The organism is Rhodococcus sp. ARC_M5 (genome assembly GCF_022810405.1).
Taxonomy (GTDB): domain Bacteria; phylum Actinomycetota; class Actinomycetes; order Mycobacteriales; family Mycobacteriaceae; genus Rhodococcoides; species Rhodococcoides navarretei.
Window position 1 is genome coordinate 80706 of the sequence record NZ_JALGQE010000006.1, and the last position, 23160, is coordinate 103865.

Sequence of the window (23160 nt, forward strand, 5' to 3'; positions counted from 1 at the left end):
CGACAGAGACGGAGAGTGCACGTGAAACGCAGGTGGAGCGCCGCACTCGCGGTGGCGGGTCTCGCTGCAGTATCCGTCACCGCGTGTTCCTCGGCCGAGGACAAAGTGCCCTCGATCGGCTATTCGTTCGACAACGTGGTGAACACCTACAACGCGAGAACCGTCGACGGCGCGGCGTCGGGAGCCCGGCAGGCGTTCACTCGGGTGCAGGTGGGGTTCAGCTACCTCGGACCCGAGGGAGACGCATTGTCGGACAACGACATCGGCACCGTGTCGGTGGTACCCGGCGACGTCTTGACCGTGCAGTACTCCATCGCCCCCGCCGCGACGTACTCGGACGGCACGCCGATGGCCTGCGACGATCTGGTGCTGGCCTGGGCGGCGAACAGCGGCAGATTCGCCACCGATGGCCCCCTGTTCGACGCGGCGTCCACGGCCGGTTACTCCGACATCCAACGCATCGACTGCGTCCCGGGAGCCAAGGAAGCCACGGTCGTCTTCGCCCCTGGACGCAGCTACCAGAACTGGCGTGCTCTGTTCGGTGCCACCGACCTGCTCCCGGCCCATGTCGCGGCTCGGGCTGCGGGCGTGCCGAACGTCGTCGATCCCGTCCTGGCCGAGGACGACGACGTGGTGAGCCGCATCGCCGAGTTCTGGAACACCGGATGGACCTTGACGCCGGGTTCGATCGACCTCGCGTTGCTGCCGTCGGCCGGTCCGTACATCATCGATTCCTACACCGCCGAGGACGGTCTCGTCCTCGTCGCCAACGACGCCTGGTGGGGAATCCCACCCGAGACCGAGCGGGTCGTCGTCTGGCCGAAGGGGGCCGACCTGGCGGCGAAGTCGACGGACGGCTCCCTGGACGTGGTCGACCACGGTGCCGGGGCCGTCGATCTCGGTGCCGCCGAGGGATTCACGACCACCGAGGAACCGTCGCGAGGCGTCGAGCAGCTGACGTTCGCAACTCAGGGGGTGCTGGCAGAGGCGAGCGCACGTCGGGCAGTGGCCGCATGCATTCCGAGATCCGACCTGTTCGACACGCTGGGTCATCCCGGCTTCGACGCGGCATCGGCCGGTCTGGGCTCGGGCGTCGTCGACTCCCGTCTCGTCCAGCCCGACACGCTCGAGTATCCGTCGGTCGCAACAGCGGTGGGAGATCGATACCAGCGCTCGGACCTCGACCAGGCGAGCCGAGAACTGGATGCCGCAGGCGAGAGTGCCCTGACCGTCCGAGTCGGCTACCGGGGACCGGACGCACGCCGGGCCCAGGTGGTGAGCCGGATGGCTGCCGATTGCGCCGCCGCGGGGATCACCGTGCAGGACGTGAGCTCACCGGATTTCACCCCGTCTGCTCTGCGCGCCGGAGCGGTGGATGCCGTTCTCGGTAGCAGCGGGTCACTACCGGGACCGTCGGGTTCGGCTGCCGCGGTCACTGCGCGGTATTCGTTGCGGACGGGGATCGGTCTGAACGTGGGTGGTTACAGCAACGGCAGGATCGATTCCATCGTCGATCAGTTGGCGGTGACCGATGACCCCGAGCGGGTACTGGCACTGGCCACCGAGGGCGAGAACATTCTGTGGAACGACATGCCGTCGCTTCCCCTGTACAACGAGCCGCGTACCACCGTCGTCAGTGACGGAATGCAGGACGTGGTGCCCAACCCGACGGCAGCTGGTGCCGGATGGAACATGGATCGGTGGGTGCTTCTTCGATGAACGATGCAGGCGATCGAGTGGGTGCCGCCGCAGCCGTGACCAGGCTGACGCGGTGGGTCGACGATTTTCCCGTCCCCGGCGTTCGCTTCGGGGATCTGACACCGGTGTTCGCCGACGGCCTTGCGCTACGTAGCGTCGTGTCGGAACTGGCTCTGGGCTTCGAGGACGTCGACCTGGTGGCGGGTATCGATGCGCGGGGATTTCTGCTGGGGGCAGGAGTCGCCCTCGAACTCGGGTGCGGTGTGCTCGCGGTGCGCAAGGCGGGTAAATTGCCGCCTCCTGTGCATTCACGGTCGTACGACCTCGAGTACGGAACGGCCGAGTTGCAGATCCCGACGGCGATCGATGTGGCCGGAAAACGAGTTCTCGTGGTCGACGACGTTCTGGCGACCGGCGGTACCGTCGATGCTGCGGCTCGGTTGTTGGCCGAGCAGGGTGCGGTGATCGCCGGTGCTGCCGTCGTTCTCGAGATTGCCGTTCTGGGCGGACGAGACCGGTGCAGTGGCTACCCGCTCGACTGCCTGGTGCGAGTATGAGGACTAAAGTCTCTTTCACAATGCGTTGACGTTCCGACGACAACGCGGAACGCGTGGCAGGAGGTGATGAGAGTGACCCGCTACATCGATCAGCCCGTGCCGGATCGGCCTGCCGCCCCCGAGCGGCCCGCAGTTGTCGATCCGACCGCAGTTACCGATCGGACCGGTGTCGACGTCGTCACGACCGACGAAGGCTCCGTTGATTCCCGCGCGGCCGTCGAACCTCCGGTTTCTCAGGACCCGGCGTCGACCGGTTCGCAGGCTCCGTCGGGAACACGCAATTCGGCACCCGTGCCCACGTCGGCATCGCGGCGGGTCCGAGCCCGTCTGGCGCGCCGCATCACCGCCGGCCGCAGCGCAGCGGTGAAGCCGGTGCTCGAGCCACTGGTCAGCCTGCACCGCGAGCTCTATCCCAAAGCCGACCTGACGCTGCTGCAGCGGGCCTACGACGTCGCAGACGAACTGCACGCGTCGCAGATGCGCAAGTCCGGCGACCCGTACATCACGCATCCGCTCGCCGTGGCCAACATTCTGGCCGAGCTGGGCATGGACACGACCACTCTGGTCGCGGCACTCCTGCACGACACCGTCGAGGACACGGGGTATTCGCTCGCGAAGTTGACCGAGGAGTTCGGCGACGAGGTGTCTCATCTCGTGGATGGGGTGACCAAACTCGACAAGGTGGTACTCGGTACTGCAGCCGAGGGCGAGACCATCCGCAAGATGATCATTGCGATGGCGCGAGACCCACGGGTACTGGTCATCAAGGTCGCCGACCGGCTGCACAACATGCGCACGATGCGCTTCCTGCCCCCGGAGAAGCAGGCGCGCAAGGCCAAGGAAACACTGGAAGTCATTGCGCCGCTTGCTCATCGGCTCGGCATGGCGACGGTCAAGTGGGAACTCGAAGACCTCGCGTTCGCCATACTCCATCCCAAGAAGTACGACGAGATCGTGCGTCTGGTCGCCGATCGTGCACCGTCCCGAGACACCTACCTCGAGAAGGTGCGGGCCGAGATCAATGCGACCCTTTCCGCGTCGCGTATCAGCGCGGTCGTCGAGGGTCGCCCGAAGCACTACTGGTCGATCTACCAGAAGATGATCGTCAAGGGACGCGACTTCGACGACATTCACGACCTCGTAGGTGTCCGCATTCTGTGCGACGAGGTTCGTGATTGCTACGCCGCTGTGGGCGTCGTGCATTCGCTATGGCAGCCGATGGCGGGTCGCTTCAAGGACTACATCGCGCAGCCTCGCTACGGCGTCTACCAGTCGCTGCATACGACGGTGATCGGACCCGAGGGCAAGCCCCTCGAGGTGCAGATTCGTACGCGGGACATGCACCGCACAGCCGAATTCGGCATCGCTGCGCACTGGCGGTACAAAGAGACCAAGGGCAAGCACTCGCAGGACAACGCCGAGGTCGACGACATGGCGTGGATGCGCCAGCTGCTCGACTGGCAACGGGAAGCCGCCGATCCGGGGGAGTTCCTCGAATCGCTGCGCTACGACCTCGCGGTCAAGGAGATCTTCGTCTTCACCCCCAAGGGGGACGTCGTCACCCTGCCTGCCGGATCGTGTCCGGTCGACTTCGCCTACGCGGTGCACACCGAGGTGGGGCATCGCTGCATCGGCGCTCGGGTCAACGGCAGACTCGTCGCACTGGAGCGCACGCTCGACAACGGTGAAGTGGTCGAGGTGTTCACCTCGAAAGCTGCGACCGCTGGCCCGAGTCGGGACTGGCAGGGTTTCGTCGCCTCACCTCGAGCCAAGACCAAGATTCGCCAGTGGTTTGCCAAGGAGCGCCGCGAAGAAGCTCTGGAGGCAGGCAAGGACGGCATCGCCAAGGAGGTTCGGCGAGGCGGACTTCCGTTGCAGCGCTTGATGAATGCCGAGTCCATGTCGGCGATCGCGCACGAGCTGCGGTACGTCGACGTCTCCGCCCTGTACACCGCGGTCGGAGAGAACCACGTGTCCGCCCGCCACGTGGTGCAGCGGCTGGTCGCTCATCTCGGTGGCGTCGGCGATGTCGAGGAAGAGCTCGCGGAGCGGTCGACACCGTCGACCATCCCGACCCGACCCCGCCAGGTCGGTGACGCAGGAGTTCTGGTCACCGGTGCGGAAGGCGTCGTGGCCAAGCTGGCGAAATGCTGTACTCCGGTGCCGGGAGACGAGATCCTCGGATTCGTCACCCGTGGTGGATCGGTCAGCGTGCACCGCACCGACTGCACGAACGCTCGCTCGCTCGAAGAGCAGTCCGAGCGGTTCATCGAGGTTCAGTGGGCACCGTCGGCGTCGTCGGTGTTTCTGGTCGCGATACAGATCGAGGCGCTGGACCGTCACCGGCTCCTCTCCGACGTCACCAAGGCACTCGCCGACGAAAAGGTCAACATTCTCTCGGCGTCTGTGGCCACCTCGGGGGATCGGGTTGCGATCAGCAAGTTCACGTTCGAGATGGGCGATCCCAAGCATCTCGGGCATGTGCTGAACGTGGTGCGCAACGTCGAGGGCGTGTACGACGTGTATCGACTGACATCGGCCGCCTGAGCGGCCCCGACAACGACGAGAGGGTGAGCAGAGAATCTCTGCTCACCCTCTCGTCGTTCGAATCGAGCTACACCGTTGCCGATTCCACGATCACCGGATTTGCCGGCGCGCCGTCCTCCGAACCACCGGTGACCCCGCCCGCTGCGATCGCGTCGAGGGTTTGCAGTCCGGCGTCCGAGATGGTGCCGAACACCGTGTACTGGGGCGGCAGCACCGAATCGGCGTACACCAGGAAGAACTGGCTGCCATTGGTGTCCGGGCCGGCATTGGCCATGGCGAGCGTTCCGCGGGGGTAGACCACCGGATTCTGGGCCTGCGCCGGATCATCGGCGTACGCCGTGGTGGGGTACTCGTTGGCGAACGTGTATCCCGGTCCACCGCGACCGGAGCCGGACGGATCGCCGCACTGCAGAACCTCCAGGCCCGGTGAGGTCGTCAATCGGTGGCAGGGAGAGCCGTCGAAATACCCCTGTTGGACGAGGCCGACGACGCTGTTCACCGTGCACGGTGCCTGGGTCCGGTCGAGCGAGATGGCGATCGGACCTTGATTGGTGGACAACGTCACATCGACGATTCCGTACACGTCGATGTTCTCGGCCGCAGGAGCGTCGACTTCCTTGGCGGCCGGAGACTCCTCCGGATATGCGCAGGACACCGTATCGGTCGTCGGCTGCGGCACGGGCGGCAAGGTGCCGAAGCGGGACAGGTCGAGCGCAGGCCGCGGCGTGGGGGCCGCGGTCGTGGTCGTCGATGCCGACGTCGTGGTGGCCGGCACCGCGGCAGGCTCGGCCGAACCGGAACAACCTGCCAGCACCAGCGCAGTGGCAGACACAGCGATGGTCAGGGCGGAGGTCCGGTTCACAGGTCGCTCAGCATGGTCGTGATGTCGACCGGTTCGGCGGGGGCTCCATCGGATACGCCGCCCTCCACACCCTTGGCTGCGATGGCGTCGAGGGTGGCGAGTCCGGTCTCGTCGATGGTGCCGAACGCGGTGTAAGCGGGCGGCAGTTCGGAATCGCCGTAGACGAGGAAGAACTGGCTGCCGTTGGTACCCGGGCCGGCGTTGGCCATGGCCAGCGTTCCGCGTGGGTAGGCGATCGGGGACTGGGCAGCTGGGTCGCCCTCGGCGAACGTATCGGTGGGGAATTCGTCGGCGAACTGGTACCCCGGCCCACCGGAGCCGGTGCCCGTGGGATCCCCACATTGGAGAACCTGCAGGCCCGCACCCGTGGTGAGGCGGTGGCAGGTGGTGCCGTCGAAGTAGCCCTGGTTGGCGAGCGAGACGAAGCTGTTGACCGTGCACGGAGACTCGGGGTTGTTCAGCGTCAGCCCGATATTGCCCGCGGTGGTTTCCATGCTGTAGCTCAGCGGCTCGTCGCTGGTGGGCACGTTGTCGGTGCGCGGTGGAGTGTTCTCCTTGGCCGCCGGCTGTGTCGCAGCGGGATAGGAGCAGTTCACGGTCTCGGGCAAGGGCTCGGTGCGTCCCGCTGCGATGAGGGAATCGGCGGGCGCCGACGTGGTCGATTCCTGCGCGGTGCTCGCGTCGTCGTCACCTCGGGTCACCACGAACACGACCGAGACGACGGCCACGACCGCGACGACGCCGAGAATGGAACCGGCGATCGTCAATTGCTTACGACGCCGCGCTCGCTCCGCGCGGCGGACGAGTTGGCGTTCGAGCTTTCGTTTGGCAGCCTCGCGCCGTTGCTCGTTGCTGGGCAATTCGTGTTCCTCCCGCTTGTCGAAAAGCGACCTCGCCCGCTCGCTGCACGGACCGATCGTGTGGTAACCGGCCGAGAATCGGCCAACGCGAGTTTGCCATCACCGCCTGAGAGCATGCTGGGGGGACCCGCCGGGAGCGGCCCTACTAAGCTTGCTCGGTACTTCGGCCTCAGCCTTTAGGAGCGTTTGTCTTGCTCGTCACCGGATTCCCCGCAGGCATGTTTCAGACGAACTGTTACATCCTGGCCCAGGACGACGCGTCCGAGTGTGTCGTCGTCGATCCCGGTCAGGACGCAGCGGATCCGCTCATCGACTTTCTGACGCAGTCCTCGCTCGCCCCCACCGCAGTTCTGCTCACGCACGGACATCTGGACCACACGTGGTCGGTGGAGCCGATCTGCGCAAAGTACGGCATTCCGGCGTACATCGCACCCGAGGACCGCTACATGCTGGCCGATCCGGTCAAGGGAACGGGCCCGACGTTGGCCGCCGTGCTCGGCGACCTCGAGTTCCACGAACCGGCCGAGGTGATCGAGTTCACCGACGGCCAACGGCTCGAACTCGCCGGAATCGAGATCACGGTGGTGCACACTCCCGGGCACACCCAGGGATCGGTGGTGTTCCTCGCCCACGCTGACGGGCCCGACGGCTCGGTTCCGCTGGCACTGACCGGTGACACCCTCTTCGCTGGATCGATCGGGCGCACCGATCTGCCCGGCGGTGATCACGAGCAACTGCTGCGGTCCATCGCTACTCGGCTGCTACCGCTGAGCGACGACACTGTTGTGCTCCCGGGGCACGGCGGACAGAGTTCGATCGGCCAGGAGCGCGGGACCAACCCGTTCCTCGTTGGACTCACCGACCCCGAGCAAGGAAGGCTGTGAGCGTGAGCAAGCCGACCGCATTTTCCGCGCCCAAGGGCATTCCCGATTACTTCCCACCCAACTCGGCCGAGTTCGTCGCCGTACGCGAAGGGCTGCTCGACGCGGCCCGCAACGCCGGCTACGGCCATATCGAACTGCCGATCTTCGAGGACACGGGCCTGTTCGCCCGCGGGGTCGGGGAGTCGACCGATGTGGTGAGCAAGGAGATGTACACCTTCTCCGATCGTGGAGACCGGTCGGTGACGTTGCGACCCGAAGGCACGGCGGGCGTCATGCGCGCGGTGATCGAGCACGGATTGGATAGGGGAGCGCTGCCGGTCAAGCTGGCCTACGCCGGGCCGTTCTTCCGCTACGAGCGCCCGCAGGCCGGTCGGTACCGGCAGCTTCAGCAGGTGGGAGTCGAGGCGATCGGCGTCGACGACCCGGCGTTGGACGCCGAGGTGATCGCCGTGGCCGACGCCGGTTTCCGGGCACTCGGGCTCACCGGGTTCCGGCTCGAGATCACCTCGCTCGGTGACGACACGTGCCGCCCGCAGTACCGAGAGCTGTTGCAGCAGTTCCTCTTCGCGCTTCCCCTCGACGAGGACACCCGTCGGCGTGCCGAGATCAACCCGCTGCGGGTCCTCGACGACAAGCGGCCGGAAGTGCGCGCGATGACCGCTGATGCGCCGCTGATGCTCGATCACCTCTCCGTTTCGGCGAAGGAGCACTTCGACGAGGTGCTGGCATACCTGGACGTGATGAATGTGCCGTACCTGGTCAACCCACGGATGGTGCGCGGGCTGGACTACTACACCAAGACGACGTTCGAATTCGTGCACGACGGGCTCGGCGCGCAATCGGGCATCGGCGGCGGTGGACGCTACGACGGATTGATGGAACAGCTCGGCGGGCAGGCGCTCTCGGGAATCGGGTTCGGCCTCGGCGTCGATCGCACCGTGTTGGCGCTCGCCGCCGAAGGCAAGACCGCGGGCGCGACGGCACGGTGCCAGGTCTTCGGCGTTCCGATGGGTGCCGGTGCCAAGCTGGCGATCGTCGACATCGCGGCTCAGCTGCGCGAACGCGGAATAGCCGTGGACATGGCCTACGGAAATCGCGGAATCAAGGGTGCCATGAAGGCCGCCGACCGATCCGGAGCGCGGTTCGCGTTGGTGCTCGGTGATCAGGAACTGGCTGCGGAATCGGTGCTGATGAAAGACCTTTCGAACGGCGAGCAGGACACCGTTCCGATGGCCGACGTGGTCGACGCCCTCGGAGCGCGCCTTGGCCGGTGACCCTCGGCCCGGTGACTCTCGGTCCAACGCGGGGCCGGTAGCGCTCGACCTTGTCTCGATGGAGTTCCTGGCACCGCGCCTGCGCAAGATCATGGTCGGGTCGGCTGCGATCGGGATCGTTCTCGCCGTCGTCATGGCGCTGTTCGTACCGGTGTGGGTTGCGGTTCTCGTCGGGGTCATCGTCGGCGGACCCGGTGCACTGTCGGGGTGGCTGGGTCTGCGCCGACGAGTGTGGCTCGACGGCCCGCAACTCTGTGCCCGAGGGATGCGCACGCGCCGGCTGAAGATGCCGGAGGTGGTGACGGCCGAACTGACGATTCGGACGGCCGGAATCGATCAGATCTCGCTGCGGCTCTACGACGGACGAACACACATCGTCGTTCCACTTGCCCTCTACACAAGGGATAGTGGCCGCGAACTGCCGATTCTCGCGCTACGCACCCTCGCCGACTCGCTGTGGACCACCGAGTTGGTGCCCGCCGCGGCGATCGCATCGGTGCTGGTGGATCAGCTGCGCGCCGAGGCACGCGATGCCGGACTCGACCAACGGCCGCTCTATCGGGCTGTCGAACTCGTCCGTAGTAAAGGACGAACTCCGCAGGCGACGCTGACCGACCGTGAGGTCGCCCAGCTCCTCGACTGAGCCGCGGTCAGGTGACCAGAAATGCGTCGAGCACGACGGCCTCGGCCGAGCGGGAGCCGGACGTGACGACGAGTGCGCGGTTGAGATAGGTGAACTTCGGCACCGCGGTCGACACGCGCAGGGTGCCGCGGAAGTAGTACGTGGCGGGATCCACTTCACGCTCGGGATCGTTCAGAGCGTCGATGACCTCGGCCGGGCCGAACTGAACTCCGCGGTAGTCGAGCGAAAGGTAACCGCCGGTTGCCAGTTCGAGAACGAGGTCGCTACTGAATTCGGTGCATCCGTCGGACCGCGTCACGCTGACGACGGTCGACCCGGCTGCGAGGGTTCCCTCGATGTCGGGACCGGGAGCTGCACCGCCGAGCACTGTGGTGACCACCCGCTCGCCCTCGGGCACCGAGCCGATGCCGAGCGCCGGTCCGAGTGTGAGGCCGAGACGCAGAATGGGTTCGAGGGTCGGTGTGTTCGGGGCGGTCACGGCGCTGCACTCCTAGGATCGACTGGGGGCCTACGCTATCGCGTTCCGACGGCCTCACCCGAGCTGGGATCGTATGGGGTGAGTCGGCCTTGACACGACATAGAACAAATGTTCGACTGTGTGCATGCGATGGGCCGGTCAGACTCTCGACGCCGCGGACGACGGGGCGTTACCGGGGCTGGAGCGGTCGGGGCTGGTCCGCAGCGTGCAGACGCCCGAGTTCGAGGGCATCACCTTCCACGAGGTGCTGTGCAAAAGTGCCTTGAACGAGGTTCCGGGCGAGTCGCAGGTTCCGTTCTCGTGGACCGTCAACCCGATGCGGGGGTGCTCGCATGCGTGTCGATACTGCTTCGCGCGCCCGACGCACGAATATCTGGATCTGGACTCCGGCAACGATTTCGATTCGCAGATTGTCGTCAAGACGAATGTCGCGGCAGTGTTGCGTAAGGAGCTTGCGCGTCGTTCGTGGAAGCGGGAGCCGGTGGCGCTCGGCACCAACACCGACCCCTATCAGCGCGCCGAGGGTCGATATCGGTTGATGCCCGGCATCATTCGCGCATTGACCGAATCCGGGACGCCGTTCTCGATTCTCACCAAGGGCACACTGCTGCGGCGCGATTTACCGTTGCTGACATTGGCCGCGCGGCAGGTGGACGTGCATGTGAGCATCAGCCTCGCGATTCACGACGCCGACCTGCAGAAGCAGCTAGAGCCCGGAACACCGAGTCCGCGAGCGAGATTGGATCTCGTTCGAGCTGTCCGCGACGCGGGCCTCGAGTGCGGCGTTCTGGTGGCACCGGTCATCCCGTTTCTCACCGACGGGGCCAAGCAACTGGACGGCCTCATCGGTGCCTTGGCCGAGGCGGGTGCGACCACCGTGACGGCGCTGCCGATGCATCTGCGTTCGAGCACCAAGGACTGGTACATGAGTTGGCTGGTGAAAGAACACCCTGCCTTGGTACGTAGATATCGACAGCTCTACGGGCACGGCGCGTACGTGACACCGGAATACAAGCAGTGGCTGAAAGCGAGAATCGACCCGCTGCTCGACACCTACGGGTTCGCCGCAGAGCAGACCCGCTCGCTGCCCGCGAACGAGCCCGCCGAACCCCGAGAACTGGTGACCTCAGGTCCGGCTCTCACCTTGTTCTGACCGGCATCGGTTCAGGGATTGTCGAGGTCGCGTGCCGAGAACGTGTCGCAGGCCGCCACCTGTCCGGTCTCGTAGCCCGCGGTGAACCAGGCCTGTCGCTGCGCAGACGAGCCGTGCGTCCAGCCCTCGGGGTTGACGCTGCCCGTGGATGCCTGCTGAATGCGATCGTCGCCCACCGACGATGCCGCCGACAGGGCGTCGTCGATGTCGGTCGCGGTCAGCGGCTCGAGGAACGGAACCCCGGTGTCCGGATCGATCGTGTCGGCTGCGTAATGCGCCCAGATTCCCGCGTAGCAGTCGGCCTGCAACTCCACCTTGACGCCACCGGACTCGGGTCCCTGCGGATCGGCCTGCGCGCGGCCGATGTCACCCAGCTGGTTCTGCAGGTGGTGGCCGAACTCGTGCGCTACTACGTACTCCTGCGCCAATGGGCCGCTGCTGGAGCCGAACTGGTCGACGAGAACCTGGAAGAAGCTCGTGTCGAAGTAGGCGGTGGAATCGGCCGGGCAGTAGAAGGGCCCGACGGCGCTGGTGGCGTTGCCGCAGCCGGTGTTCGTTGCTCCCGAGAACAACCGCACTTCAGGCTGAACGTAGGCGACGCCGGTCTGCGCTTGCAGCTGAGCTTCCCAGACGGTGTCCAGACTCGACACCGTGAATCCGATACGGCAGTCGATCTGGCTGTTCGCCTCCGCCTCGGTCTCGCAGCCCTCTAGGGTCCCCGCGGTGCCGGAGTCGACCTGCCCTGCAGAGCTGTCGCCGCCACTGATCTGATTGAGAATCGAGCCGGGATCTCCGCCGAAGAGCAGTGCGATGACGATGATGATCAGGCCGCCTGCACCACCGCCGATGGCCAGTTTGCCACCGCGTCCGCCGCCCCCGCTGCCGCCGACGGAGACTCGGCCCCGCTCCATCCGAGAACCTTCTCTGAAGGTCATGCCCGAGTTCCTCTCCGCCGAGCTCCCACCTGTGGCGAGAACGCACATCGCTGCTGTCGGCCATAGCTTCGCATGCCGCGTCGCGATCTCGTTTCCTTCTACGGTCATGTGCTCCGTAGGATCGGTGAGCGAAGAACACGATCAGCGGATTTTTCTCGAAAGGACACCCGTGCTGCGCACCCACCTCGCCGGCTCATTACGCCCCGAGCACGTCGACCGAACCGTGACGCTGACGGGATGGGTGGCCCGTCGACGCGATCACGGCGGCGTCATCTTCATCGATCTGCGCGACGCGTCCGGTGTGTCCCAGGTCGTCTTCCGCGAGGGTGCTGCTCTCGAGCAGGCTCATCGCCTGCGCGCCGAATACGTCGTGAAGGTGACCGGCAAGGTCGAGGGGCGCCCCGAGGGCAACGCCAACTACGAGATTCCGACCGGTGCGATCGAGGTCGAGGCCTCCGAGATCGAGGTCCTGTCCGAGGCCGCGCCCCTGCCGTTCCAGCTCGACGACCAGCCGGGCGAGGAAGCGCGTCTGAAGTACCGCTACCTCGATCTTCGTCGCGAGGGCCCGGGGCAGGCCATTCGCCTGCGCTCGCACGTCAACGCGGCCGCCCGGTCGGTGCTCGCGCACCACGAATTCGTCGAGGTCGAAACTCCGACCCTGACGCGATCCACCCCCGAGGGAGCCCGCGACTTCCTGGTACCGGCGAGATTGCAGCCCGGTAGCTTCTACGCTCTGCCGCAGAGCCCGCAGCTGTTCAAGCAGCTGCTGATGGTCGGCGGTATCGAGCGCTACTACCAGATTGCCCGGTGCTACCGAGACGAGGATTTCCGCGCCGACCGTCAGCCGGAGTTCACCCAGCTCGACGTCGAGATGAGCTTCGTCACCCAGGACGACGTCATCCTGCTGGCCGAGGAGATTCTGGCGTCGCTGTGGAAGCTCGTCGGCCACCACTTCACGGCGCCGATTCCACGGATCACCTACGCCGAGGCGATGCGTCGCTACGGTTCCGACAAGCCCGATCTCCGCTTCGACATCGAATTGGTCGAATGCACGGACTTCTTCTCCGAGACCACGTTCCGTGTGTTCCAGGCCCCGTACGTCGGTGCGGTCGTGATGCCCGGTGGTGCATCGCAGCCCCGCAAGCAGTTGGACCGGTGGCAGGAGTTCGCCAAGCAGCGCGGCCACAAGGGTCTCGCGTACGTTCTCGTCGGTGAGGACGGCACGTTGGGTGGCCCGGTTGCCAAGAACCTGACCGACGCCGAGCGCGACGGCCTCGCCGCCCACGTCGGTGCGAACAACGGCGATGCGATCTTCTTCTCCGCGGGCCCGATCAAGGCATCACGTGGATTGCTCGGTGCCGTGCGCGGCGAGATCGCCCGCAAGCTCGACCTGATCGACCCGAAGGCTTGGGCGTTCGTGTGGGTCGTCGACGCTCCGCTGTTCGAGCCCACGTCCGACGCCACGGCCAGTGGTGACGTAGCCGTCGGATCCGGAGCGTGGACTGCAGTGCACCATGCCTTCACATCGCCGAAGCCGGAGTCGATGGAAACCTTCGACACCGACCCCGGATCTGCTCTGGCCTACGCCTACGACATCGTCTGCAATGGCAACGAGATCGGCGGCGGCAGTATTCGTATCCACCGCAAGGACATTCAGGAACGGGTCTTCGCGATCATGGGTATCGGCAAGGAAGAAGCTCAGGAGAAGTTCGGCTTCCTCCTCGACGCCTTCTCCTACGGCGCACCGCCGCACGGCGGCATCGCGTTCGGCTGGGATCGCATCACTGCGCTGCTCGCCGGAGTCGATTCCATCCGTGAGGTCATCGCGTTCCCCAAGTCCGGCGGTGGAATCGACCCGTTGACCGACGCGCCCGCACCGATCACGCCGCAGCAGCGTAAGGAATCGGGCGTCGACTTCAAGCCGGAGAAGAAGGAAGAACCGGCCGAGGCCTGAGCAGGTTCGAAAGAGAATGTCCCCGTAACGCTGTGCGTAACGGGGACATTCGCTTGTTCGGAGCAGATCAGCGCGCGGGGGACAGCGGCCCACCGGTGAGCACGCGGTAGGCGTAGTTGGTGGCGATCACCGAGATCGGGATGGTGACGAGCAGACCGAGTCCGCACAGCAGAACACCGACGATGTTGATTGCGGCCAACAGAAGCAGAAGCAGCAACATCGGGCCGAAATTCTTCACCGTGAGGTCGACACTGGACTTGATGGATTCGATCGCCGTCTGGTTGCGATCGATCAGGAACGTCAGCGCGAAGTTGGCCAGGAAGCCGATCACGATCAGAAGGACCGTTCCGAGGAACGGGACGAAACTCAACATCACGCTGACGACGGTCCAGATCAACGCCAGGACGGCGATCTGCCCGACGTTGGTGAGTTGAAAGAACCTACCGAACGATGGCTTCTGCGGAGCGCCGGTCTCGTCCAGTGCTCCTCGAACGTAGGCGGCGTTGACGAAATACGACGCGAACGTGGCGATGGCCGTCATGACGATGGCCACCCCGGATGTCGTGGTCGTGAACGTCGTGTCACCGCTGTCGGCTGCCACCATTGCTGCGGTGAACGTCGACGCGAAGATCAGGACGAGACCGATGACGCTGACCGCCCACACGATGGCCGTGATGCCGACCCACGGGCCTGCGTTGGCCTTGAATTTGTCGAAGCTGTAGCTCAGCGCTGCACCGACGTCGAGACGTCCGGGATTGTGACCGAGCGGCACGTGCCCGTAGCCCTGGTTGCCGTAGTTACCGTAGTTGCCGGGCGGCGGCGGGTACGCCCCGGGAGGCGGTGGATAGCCGCCGGGTGCGCCGCCCTGCTGTGGGTAGTTACCGGGCGGGGGTGGGTAGCCACCAGGTGGTGGGTAACCACCGGAAGGTGGATAGCCGCCCTGCGGTGGGTAGTTGCCCTGTGGTGGATAGTTCCCGCCGGGAGGCGGGTAGCTACCGGGTGGCGGGTAATTTCCGGGCGGGGGTGGGTAATGACCACCCGAGGGTGGCGGGGTGTTCGCCGGGGGAGTGTTCGGCGTCTCGGGGCGGTCGGGATCGGATCCCTCGCCGGGCCGCGGTCCGTCGTTCGGATTGTCGCTCACGTCGTTCTCCTGGTCTGTCGTCGGGAGCAGTGTGGGTACTTCAGGGCGCCGAGGCCATGGAACACCCGAACGCAGACGAGCGGGCCTCCTGAATTCAGGAGGTCCGCTCGTGCGTGGACGGGGTGTTACGAGACGCTGATGACCTGGGTTCCGCCGGCGAGCTCGTCGTGCTTGCCCTGCTTGGTGGGGCTCGAATTGATGGTCACGGCAATGCCGATGTACGCCACGATGAGCAGGACGGTGCCGAGCAGCGGCACGATGTTCAGCAGCAGGAAGGCGTTGCGCTTGGCCGCCTCGGCCTGAGTGGGCAGTCCGCCTCCTGCGCCGACGGTGCGCAGGCCGAGAGCCTGCTTACCGAATGTCTGGCCGCGGGAGGACTCGAGCAGCGTGAAGTAGGCGAACCCGAGGAGCGCGGACGCGAGACCGAACAAGAATGACCCGATGAACCCGCTCGGGAGAATCACGTACAGGATGACCTGGACGACCGCCAGAATCAGTCCGTCCACGAAGCGCGCCGCGAAACGAGACCCGAGGCTGCCGGGCTGCGCGCCGCCGGGCAGCTGCGAGCCCATTCCGAACGCTGCGTTACCGCCGACCGGCGGTGGTGGATAGTTGCCAGGGGGTGGATAGCTACCGGGTGGTGGGTAGTTGCCGGGCGGCGGGTATCCGGAGGCTGGATCGGTGGGGTACTGGGGTTGGTTCGGATCGGAGCCGTACTGCGGTCCGTTGGGTGGATTGTCGCTCACGAGATTCCCTTTGGTTGCAAAGTGTGGCGTGCGTCGAACGAAGACTCGATTCCCGCTGAGCGAACCGCAGCACGAAGTGCGTGTCAAGCACTACACACGTCATCGGGGTGCACGTTTCGGACACGATTCCTCGCCGAGCGCACCGGGCCCCGTCCTACTAGGGTTGGGTGTTCTACCCATACCGGGACTATCACGAGGGGCTCGCCGTGGGCATCAAGGTTGCACTCGAACACCGCACCAGTTACCAATTCGACCGCACCGTCAAGATCTTTCCGCACGAAATTCGGTTGCGGCCTGCACCGCACTCGCGTACGCCCGTCGAGGCGTACTCGCTGAAGATCGAACCGGCGGAGCATTTCGTCAACTGGCAGCAGGACGTGTTCGGGAACTTCCTCGCTCGGGTCGTCTTCCCCGAGCGCACCGACCACCTGTCGATCACCGTGGGACTCGTCGCGGACATGGCGTCGATCAACCCCCTCGACTTCTTCGTCGAGGAATGGGCCGAGCACTTCGGCTTCGCCTACGAAGAGCACGACCTGCCCGATCTGGAGCCGTACCTGCGCCCGGTGGACGAGGGCAAGGCCGGAACCGGACCGGGTCCGGTGGTGTCGGCATGGGTGGAGAAACTGCAGGCCGCCGTCGTCGAACGCGGAGAGTCGTTGCGCACCATCGACTTTCTCGTGATGGCAAACCAGGCCGTCATGGGGGACGTCGGGTACTCCGTGCGGATGGAACCCGGAGTGCAGACCCCTGACCTGACTCTGACGTCCGCCGTCGGGTCGTGCCGCGATTCGGCGTGGTTGCTGGTGTCGGTACTGCGTCAGATGGGTCTGGCAGCACGCTTCGTCTCGGGTTACCTGGTCCAGTTGTCCTCGGACGTCAAGTCGCTCGACGGCCCCTCCGGACCGATGGAGGACTTCACCGATCTCCACGCGTGGACCGAGGTCTATCTACCGGGCGCGGGCTGGGTCGGGATGGATCCGACCTCGGGGCTGTTCGCCGGCGAAGGCCACATCCCACTGTCGGCGACGCCGCATCCGTCGACCGCCGCCGCCATCTCCGGTGCGACGAGCAAGTGCAAGGCAGAACTCGACTTCTCCAACACCGTCGTCCGCGTGCACGAGGATCCGCGAACGACGTTGCCGTACACGGCAGAGCAGTGGGAGTCGATCAAGGCCACCGCCGAGAAGATCGACCAGCGCATGCTCGATCAGGACATTCGGTTGACGGTCGGCGGTGAGCCGACGTTCGTTGCCATCGAGAATCAGGAAGCGCCCGAGTGGAACACCACTGCCGATGGACCGCACAAGCGCGAGCGGGCAAGTGTTCTCGCCGAGAAGCTTCGAACCATCTACGCGCCGGACGGGCTGGTGCAGCGCAGCCAGGGCAAGTGGTACCCCGGTGAGCCGCTACCGCGGTGGCAGGTGGGATTGTTCTGGCGGACCGACGGCCAGGCCCTGTGGCACGATTCCGATCTGATCGCAGATCCCTGGTTGGCGGAGGACCTTCGCCCGGAGCCGGTGGGCAACTCGGCGTCGCAACAACTGATCGACCGATTGGTCGAGGGCTTGGGTCTGCCTGCCTCGCAAGCGCGTCCGGCCTACGAGGACCCGCTCGTCAAGCTGTTGGATCTGGTGCGCCAGCCTTACGGTGACCCACCGGCCGACGCCGACGATCTCGAACCTGGAGCAGATTCCGCGGACGCGAGAAAACTTCTCCTCGAACGGCTCGACGCCAGTACCGACGAGCCGGCGGCATTCGTGTTACCGATCTCGCGTACCGAGGACGGTGCCGGCTGGGAGAGCTCGGACTGGAAGTTGCGACGCGGTCGAATAGTGTTGTTGGAGGGCGATTCTCCCGCGGGCCTACGGTTGCCGCTTCGGGCGATCTCCTGGGACGGCGGGCCGGTCGAGAATCCGGCCGACCCCACCGCGCCCAAACCCCCACTACCCACTCCGCAATTGACGCAGCAACCGCCGCGTGCGGTGAATCCGGCCGAGTCGCGATACGCGCAGTTGGTGAACGAGACGTCCGGGGTCGGCGGCACCGCCGTCACGGCCCTGGTTGCCGAAGTCCGCGACGGCGTCCTGCACGTGTTCATGCCGCCGATGGATCGATTGGACGATTTCGTCGACCTCGTCTCGCGCGTCGAACAGGCGGCGTCGAGCATCGATACACCCGTCGTCATCGAGGGCTACGGTCCGCCGTCGGACCCTCGAATCCAGACACTGACCGTCACACCGGACCCAGGTGTGATCGAGGTCAACGTGCAACCGACGTCTTCGTGGGCCGAACAGAACGAGTTGATGGAGCGTCTGTACCTGGAAGCTCGCAGGTCCCGGTTGAGTACGGAGGGATTCGACAACGACGGCACCACCCGCGGAACCGGCGGGGGCAACCACATCACTCTCGGTGGTGTGACCCCGGTGGATTCGCCCGTGCTGCGCCGACCCGACCTGCTGGTGTCGTTGTTGACGCACTGGCAGCGCCACCCGTCGCTGTCGTACCTGTTCTCGGGCCGTTTCATCGGTACGACGTCGCAAGCTCCACGTGCCGACGAGGGTCGAGAGGAATCGCTCTACGAACTCGAAGTGGCGTTCAGCGAGATCGAGCGACTCACCGGGACCGACCGATCGGCGTCGCCCTGGGTCGTCGACAGAGCGCTGCGGCACTTGCTCACCGACATCACCGGCAACACGCACCGGGCCGAGTTCTGCATCGACAAGCTCTACAGCCCTGACTCCACCCGCGGCCGATTGGGACTGCTCGAGCTGCGCGGATTCGAGATGCCGCCGCATCATCAGATGGCCATGGTGCAGTCGCTGCTCGTGCGATCGATGGTCTCGCGGTTCTGGGACACCCCGCTGAAAGCACCTCTCATCCGGCACGGTGCCAACCTGCACGGTCGCTACATGCTGCCGCATTTCGTCATCAACGACATCGGCCGCGTTGTCGAGGACCTGCGCGAGCACGGAATCGACTTCGACACCAGTTGGCTCGACCCGTTCACCGAGTTCAGATTTCCCAGGATCGGGACCACGGTGGTCGGTGACGCCGAGATCGAACTGCGCGGCGCAATCGAACCCTGGAACACCCTCGGCGAGGAATCGACGTCCTCGGGCACCGCACGGTACGTGGACTCGTCGGTGGAGAGGATTCAGGTTCAAGTCGCCGGAGCCGATGCGGGTCGCTACATGGTGACGTGCAACGGGGTACCGGTGCCGATGTTGCGCACCGAGCGGCAGGACGTTCAGGTGGCCGGTGTGCGCTACCGCGCCTGGCAACCGCCGAGCGCTCTGCATCCGACGATCGAGGTGCAGAGTCCACTGCGTTTCGATCTGGTTGAAATGCAGACCGGACGTGCGGTCGGTGGGTGCTCGTATCACGTAGTGCACCCGGGAGGGCGCTCGTACGAGGGGCCCCCCGTCAATTCGGTGGAAGCCGAGGCACGTCGCAACGGCCGCTTCGAGGAGGGCGGGTTCACCTCGGGGAAGGTGGACGTAGCAAGATTGCTCGAGATGCACGCTCGCCAGGCGATCGATGTGTCCGCGCCCGGCATGCTCGACCTGCGCCGGACCGGAGTCATCACGTCCTGACGCGCGACTGCACAGGAGAACGAGTCGACCGGTAGCGATCTCGGTCCGACGCCTATCGGATGGTTCCGTTGACAGCGGAACGTTCGGCGGCGGAGCGATATCGACCGACGGAAGGAACAACGGCTCGATGGTGCCCGTGGATACCACCCTGAGTGGAGCCGGCAGGAACGACGATGTCTCGAGTGGAGCCGGGTCGCCGTGGCTCGCGTATCGCGGTCGGCGCGAGGCCGTGACCGGTCGCGGCGATCGGTTCGACGAGATGCTCGACGCCGACGACGCCGTCCGTCCGCATTGGGCGGAGTTGGTCGACGGTATGCGGGAGGCCGGTCCGGGGGCGATGCAGACTCTGCAGTCCCGTGTCAGTCGCCTGGTCGACGATCATGGCATCACGTACAACCCGATTCCGTCGGGTGGCTGCGAGGCGTTGCCCAGTGCTGTTCGGTGGGGGTTGGACAGTGTTCCGTTGGTCGTCGCGGCCGACGAGTGGGATCGTCTGGAAGCCGGTGTGGTCCAGCGGTCGATGTTGCTCGATGCCGTGCTCACCGACATCTACGGTGCCCAGGAAACCATTCGTCGCGGATTGATCCCGCCGGAGTTGGTCTTCGGCAACCCGGGTTATCTGCGGACGGCGCACGCGATCACCATTCCCGGGCCGCATCAGTTGTTCATGCATGCCGCCGATGTCGCCCGCGAGTCCGACGGCCAGTTCCGAGTGATCGCCGACCGTACGCAGGCACCGTCCGGTGTGGGCTACGCGCTGGCAGATCGGCGAGTGATGTCACGCGCCATGCCGGAGTTGTTCCAGGCGAGTAATCCAAGGCCGCTCTCGACGTTCGCTCGCGCGGTGCGGTTGGCGCTTCGCGATGCCGCGCCCGCGTCGGCCGAGAATCCGGTCGTGGTGGTGCTCAGTCCCGGTTCGCACTCCGAAACGGCCTTCGATCAGTCCTATCTCGCAACGGTTCTCGGTTTTCCTCTCGTGGAGAATGCCGATCTCGTGGTTCGTGACGGCTGCTTGTGGATGCGGTCGCTCGGCACGCTGCGTCGGGTGGATGTGGTGCTACGCCGCGTCGACGCCGAGTTCGCCGACCCACTCGATCTGCGTCCGGATTCGCATCTGGGTGTCGTCGGTTTGGTCGAGGTGCTGCGGCGCGGGGCTGTGAGCGTTGTCAACACTCTGGGTAGTGGCGTGCTGGAGAACCCGGCTCTGCTTCCGTTGCTGCCGGCGTTGAGCCGGGCCCTGCTGGACGAGGATCTGATTCTCGGTTCGGTGCACACGTACTGGGGCGGTGACCCGATTCAGCTCTCGCACATGAAGAATCGGCTGCGTTCGTTGGTGGTGCGGTCGACCACCTCGCGTCGCACGGTGGTGGGGCACGATCTCACCGACGCCGCAGCCGGGGAGCTGTGGGATCGAATCGCCGCCGAGCCGTGGAAGTGGACCGGTCAGGAGGTTCCCGAGTTCTCGTTGGCTCCGGTCGGGTCGTCGATCGCAGGCGGGACAGGGGCACAGTTGTCGGTTGCCCCGGCGCAGGTTGGGATGCGGCTGTTCACTGTTGCACAGCGGGGCGGGTACACGCCGATGCGCGGCGGTCTGGGGCAGGTGGTGCTCACCGCACCGGTCACCGATCCGCTCATCACGGTGGCGTCGAAGGACGTCTGGGTCAAGTCGGTGGAGCGCGTCACCCCGGCGGACTCGGCGCCGCACACACCGCCCGCCACGGTGGAGGAGCTGCCGCATTACGCCGCGTCGAATATCGATGTCGTCAGTTCCCCGCGCGTGCTCGGCGACCTGTTCTGGTTCGGCCGCTACAGCGAACGTGCCGAGGACATGACTCGATTGTTGATCGCGGCGCGCGAACGCAATCAGGACTACCGCTCGATGCCATGGCTCGAAGGCAGTGAGAGTCTGCCGATTCTTCTGGAAGCGGTCACGAAGGTCTCGCGCACGTGGCCGGGATTCCTCGACGAGAAGAACCGCGACGATGCGACCGTCGAGATGCGCTCACTGATGCTCTCGACGGCGCGGATGGGTTCGCTGGCGCAATCGGTCGACCGGATGCAGCAAGCTGCCCGTGCGGTACGCGACCAGCTCTCGAACGACACCTGGGCGGTACTGAACCGCATCGACACCGCGCTGGAGGAGCTGGCGGAATCACCGATTCACAACGGTGCCCAGCTGGCGTCGTCGCAGTCGAGTGTGCTGCGGGGTCTGCTCGCACTGGCCGGTTTGGCGTCGGAATCGATGGTGCGAGACGCGGGCTGGTACTTGATGGACGCCGGTAAGCGGATCGAGCGCGGTCTGCAGCTGACAGCGCTGCTCTCGGCAACGCTCAGTCACGCTCTCACGCCGTCCACCGAGCAGGCGGTCATCGATTCGGTGTTGTCCGCCGCCGAGTCCTCGGTGATCTACCGCAGGCGCAACAGCGGGCGTGCGCGCCCGGCGGCCGTGGCGCAGCTGTTGTTGTTCGACGAGGGCAACCCCCGCGCCTTGGTCTACCAGCTCGATCGGCTTCGGGACGACCTCGGTTCGTTGCCCGATGCCTCGGGTACCTCGCGGCCGGAGCAACTCGTCGAACAGATGCGGGTGCGGCTTCGCAGGGTCGACCCGGGCGACCTGGAATCGGTCGACGCGAACGGCCGACGGGTGGAGATGCTCGAGCTGGTGGACGGCATCCACGATTCGCTCGAGGAGCTCTCTCGGGTGATTCTCGCGACGCACATGTCGTTGCCCGGTGGCACGCAGCCGCTGTGGGGCAGCTCGAACGTCCGAACTGCGAACGGAGTGCGGTGATGAGTCGTCGGTATCGAATCAAGCACATCACCACCTACACGTATTCCGATCGCGTGACCTCGTCCTACGGGCGGGGATTTCTCGCGCCGCGCGACATGGACGGGCAGCACTGTGTGGAGAAGTCGGTCACCGTGGAGCCGGCACCCACCGATCAATCGTTCGGCGTGGACGTCTACGGCAACGAGGACGTGTACTTCCACGTGACGCACGACCACGAGAAGTTGGTGGTGACGGCAGATTCGCTCGTAGAGGTGTATCCGCGTCCGGTGGACGAGACCACGTCGTGGCCGGCGACCGAGTCCTGGGAGTCCGCTCGGATGGCGATGTTCGATTCGAGCCTGCCTGCGGACCCGGCTCGCGCGTCGGCTGTGGAGTTCGCCCTGGATCTGCCGACTCCGGAGATCACCGACGAGGTGCGCGCCTACGCGGCGCCCAGCTTCTGGCCCGGTCGTCCCCTCGCCGACGTCGTCGTTGATCTGACGCATCGGATCTTCACCGATTTTCGGTACCTCTCCGGATCGACGACGGTCTCGACCACCGTGGTCGACGTGCTCGCCGCCCGATCGGGGGTGTGTCAGGACTTCGCGCGCCTGGCCATCGCCTGCTTGCGGTCCCAGGGTCTGGCGGCGCGGTACGTGTCGGGATATCTGGCAACGGAACCTCCGCCGGGCAAGGAGCGGATGATCGGGGTCGACGCGACCCACGCCTGGGCTGCGGTGTGGATGCCCAACGATCGGTGGCTCGCCTTCGATCCCACCAACGACCAGCTGGTCGACGAGCGGTACGCGACCGTGGCATGGGGGCGCGACTACGCGGACGTACCACCCCTGCGAGGGGTGATCTACACCGAAGCGGAAGAAAGCACCATCGCCGTGTCGGTGGACGTTGCACCGCAGTAGCGAACCCGGCATACTTCTGTGGCTCGGGGGTAACCGACCACCTGGTCGAATCTGGGGATGTGGACCGTAGAATGCCGCAAAACGGGCAATCGTGTCTCATTCGTAGTCACCGACACAGCACAGCAGAACGCACCGAACGGGT

The 23160-nt window shown here is 65.6% G+C and carries 17 protein-coding genes; 11 read left to right on the forward strand and 6 right to left on the reverse strand.

Annotated elements, in window-relative coordinates; translation table 11 throughout:
* Positions 1-15: 15 nt before the first annotated feature.
* The 3 genes from MTX34_RS11595 to MTX34_RS11605 all read left to right on the forward strand — a co-directional run bounded on the left by MTX34_RS11595 (position 16) and on the right by MTX34_RS11605 (position 4802).
* Entirely contained in the window at positions 16-1719 is a 1704-nt protein-coding gene (locus MTX34_RS11595) for an ABC transporter substrate-binding protein (RefSeq protein ID WP_243609542.1), read from the forward strand.
* On the forward strand, positions 1716-2255 hold the full coding sequence (locus tag MTX34_RS11600; RefSeq protein ID WP_243593160.1) for an adenine phosphoribosyltransferase: 540 nt from the start codon (positions 1716-1718) through the stop codon (positions 2253-2255). Before MTX34_RS11595 ends, MTX34_RS11600 begins: the two co-directional genes overlap by 4 nt.
* 291 nt (positions 2256-2546) lie before the next feature.
* On the forward strand, positions 2547-4802 hold the full coding sequence (locus tag MTX34_RS11605; RefSeq protein ID WP_243609654.1) for a bifunctional (p)ppGpp synthetase/guanosine-3',5'-bis(diphosphate) 3'-pyrophosphohydrolase: 2256 nt from the start codon (positions 2547-2549) through the stop codon (positions 4800-4802).
* Positions 4803-4869: 67 nt separating this feature from the next.
* Here MTX34_RS11605 and MTX34_RS11610 read toward each other — a convergent pair whose 3' ends face one another.
* Complete coding sequence (locus tag MTX34_RS11610) at positions 4870-5664, reverse strand: peptidylprolyl isomerase (RefSeq protein WP_243593158.1); 795 nt, start codon at positions 5662-5664, stop codon at positions 4870-4872.
* Positions 5661-6524 carry a peptidylprolyl isomerase gene (locus MTX34_RS11615; protein ID WP_243609543.1) on the reverse strand — a complete coding sequence of 288 codons (864 nt, stop codon included), beginning with the start codon at positions 6522-6524 and terminating at the stop codon, positions 5661-5663. Before MTX34_RS11615 ends, MTX34_RS11610 begins: the two co-directional genes overlap by 4 nt.
* 191 nt (positions 6525-6715) lie before the next feature.
* Here MTX34_RS11615 and MTX34_RS11620 point away from each other — a divergent pair, with 191 nt between their 5' ends.
* Genes MTX34_RS11620 through MTX34_RS11630 form a run of 3 tightly spaced genes read left to right on the forward strand, consistent with a single transcriptional unit; the run spans position 6716 to position 9325 of the window.
* Positions 6716-7408, forward strand: a complete 693-nt coding sequence (locus MTX34_RS11620) for an MBL fold metallo-hydrolase (protein ID WP_243609544.1) — start codon at positions 6716-6718, stop codon at positions 7406-7408.
* Between the two features lie 2 nt (positions 7409-7410).
* Positions 7411-8682 carry a histidine--tRNA ligase gene (gene hisS, locus MTX34_RS11625; protein WP_243593155.1) on the forward strand — a complete coding sequence of 424 codons (1272 nt, stop codon included), beginning with the start codon at positions 7411-7413 and terminating at the stop codon, positions 8680-8682.
* A complete protein-coding gene (locus MTX34_RS11630; protein WP_243609545.1) occupies positions 8672-9325 on the forward strand; it encodes a hypothetical protein in 654 nt (217 codons plus the stop codon). Before hisS ends, MTX34_RS11630 begins: the two co-directional genes overlap by 11 nt.
* A gap of 7 nt (positions 9326-9332) precedes the next feature.
* Here MTX34_RS11630 and MTX34_RS11635 read toward each other — a convergent pair whose 3' ends face one another.
* Entirely contained in the window at positions 9333-9803 is a 471-nt protein-coding gene (locus MTX34_RS11635) for a DUF3237 domain-containing protein (RefSeq protein ID WP_243593153.1), read from the reverse strand.
* 124 nt (positions 9804-9927) lie between these two features.
* On the opposite strand from MTX34_RS11635, the gene MTX34_RS11640 reads away from it, so the two are divergent.
* Positions 9928-10956 (forward strand): Rv2578c family radical SAM protein, encoded by a 1029-nt coding sequence (locus MTX34_RS11640; RefSeq protein WP_243609546.1) that lies wholly within the window; start codon positions 9928-9930, stop codon positions 10954-10956.
* A gap of 11 nt (positions 10957-10967) precedes the next feature.
* On the opposite strand, the gene MTX34_RS11645 is transcribed toward MTX34_RS11640, so the two are convergent.
* Entirely contained in the window at positions 10968-11891 is a 924-nt protein-coding gene (locus MTX34_RS11645) for a neutral zinc metallopeptidase (RefSeq protein WP_243609547.1), read from the reverse strand.
* Between the two features lie 169 nt (positions 11892-12060).
* Here MTX34_RS11645 and aspS point away from each other — a divergent pair, with 169 nt between their 5' ends.
* Positions 12061-13845 carry an aspartate--tRNA ligase gene (aspS, locus tag MTX34_RS11650; protein WP_243593150.1) on the forward strand — a complete coding sequence of 595 codons (1785 nt, stop codon included), beginning with the start codon at positions 12061-12063 and terminating at the stop codon, positions 13843-13845.
* A 67-nt stretch (positions 13846-13912) separates the two neighbouring features.
* Here aspS and MTX34_RS11655 read toward each other — a convergent pair whose 3' ends face one another.
* Together MTX34_RS11655 and MTX34_RS11660 are read right to left on the reverse strand one after the other, a co-directional pair.
* A complete protein-coding gene (locus MTX34_RS11655; RefSeq protein WP_243609548.1) occupies positions 13913-14986 on the reverse strand; it encodes a hypothetical protein in 1074 nt (357 codons plus the stop codon).
* A 125-nt stretch (positions 14987-15111) separates the two neighbouring features.
* Complete coding sequence (locus MTX34_RS11660) at positions 15112-15732, reverse strand: RDD family protein (RefSeq protein ID WP_243593148.1); 621 nt, start codon at positions 15730-15732, stop codon at positions 15112-15114.
* A 206-nt stretch (positions 15733-15938) separates the two neighbouring features.
* On the opposite strand from MTX34_RS11660, the gene MTX34_RS11665 reads away from it, so the two are divergent.
* The 3 genes from MTX34_RS11665 to MTX34_RS11675 all read left to right on the forward strand — a co-directional run bounded on the left by MTX34_RS11665 (position 15939) and on the right by MTX34_RS11675 (position 23018).
* The gene (locus MTX34_RS11665) at positions 15939-19328 is read left to right on the forward strand and encodes a DUF2126 domain-containing protein (protein ID WP_243609549.1); all 3390 of its coding nucleotides are present in this window, start codon (positions 15939-15941) and stop codon (positions 19326-19328) included.
* Positions 19329-19455: 127 nt separating this feature from the next.
* Complete coding sequence (locus MTX34_RS11670; RefSeq protein ID WP_243609550.1) at positions 19456-22119, forward strand: circularly permuted type 2 ATP-grasp protein; 2664 nt, start codon at positions 19456-19458, stop codon at positions 22117-22119.
* Positions 22119-23018, forward strand: a complete 900-nt coding sequence (locus MTX34_RS11675; protein ID WP_243593145.1) for a transglutaminase family protein — start codon at positions 22119-22121, stop codon at positions 23016-23018. The genes MTX34_RS11670 and MTX34_RS11675 overlap by 1 nt, the downstream gene beginning before the upstream one ends.
* Positions 23019-23160 lie beyond the last annotated feature (142 nt).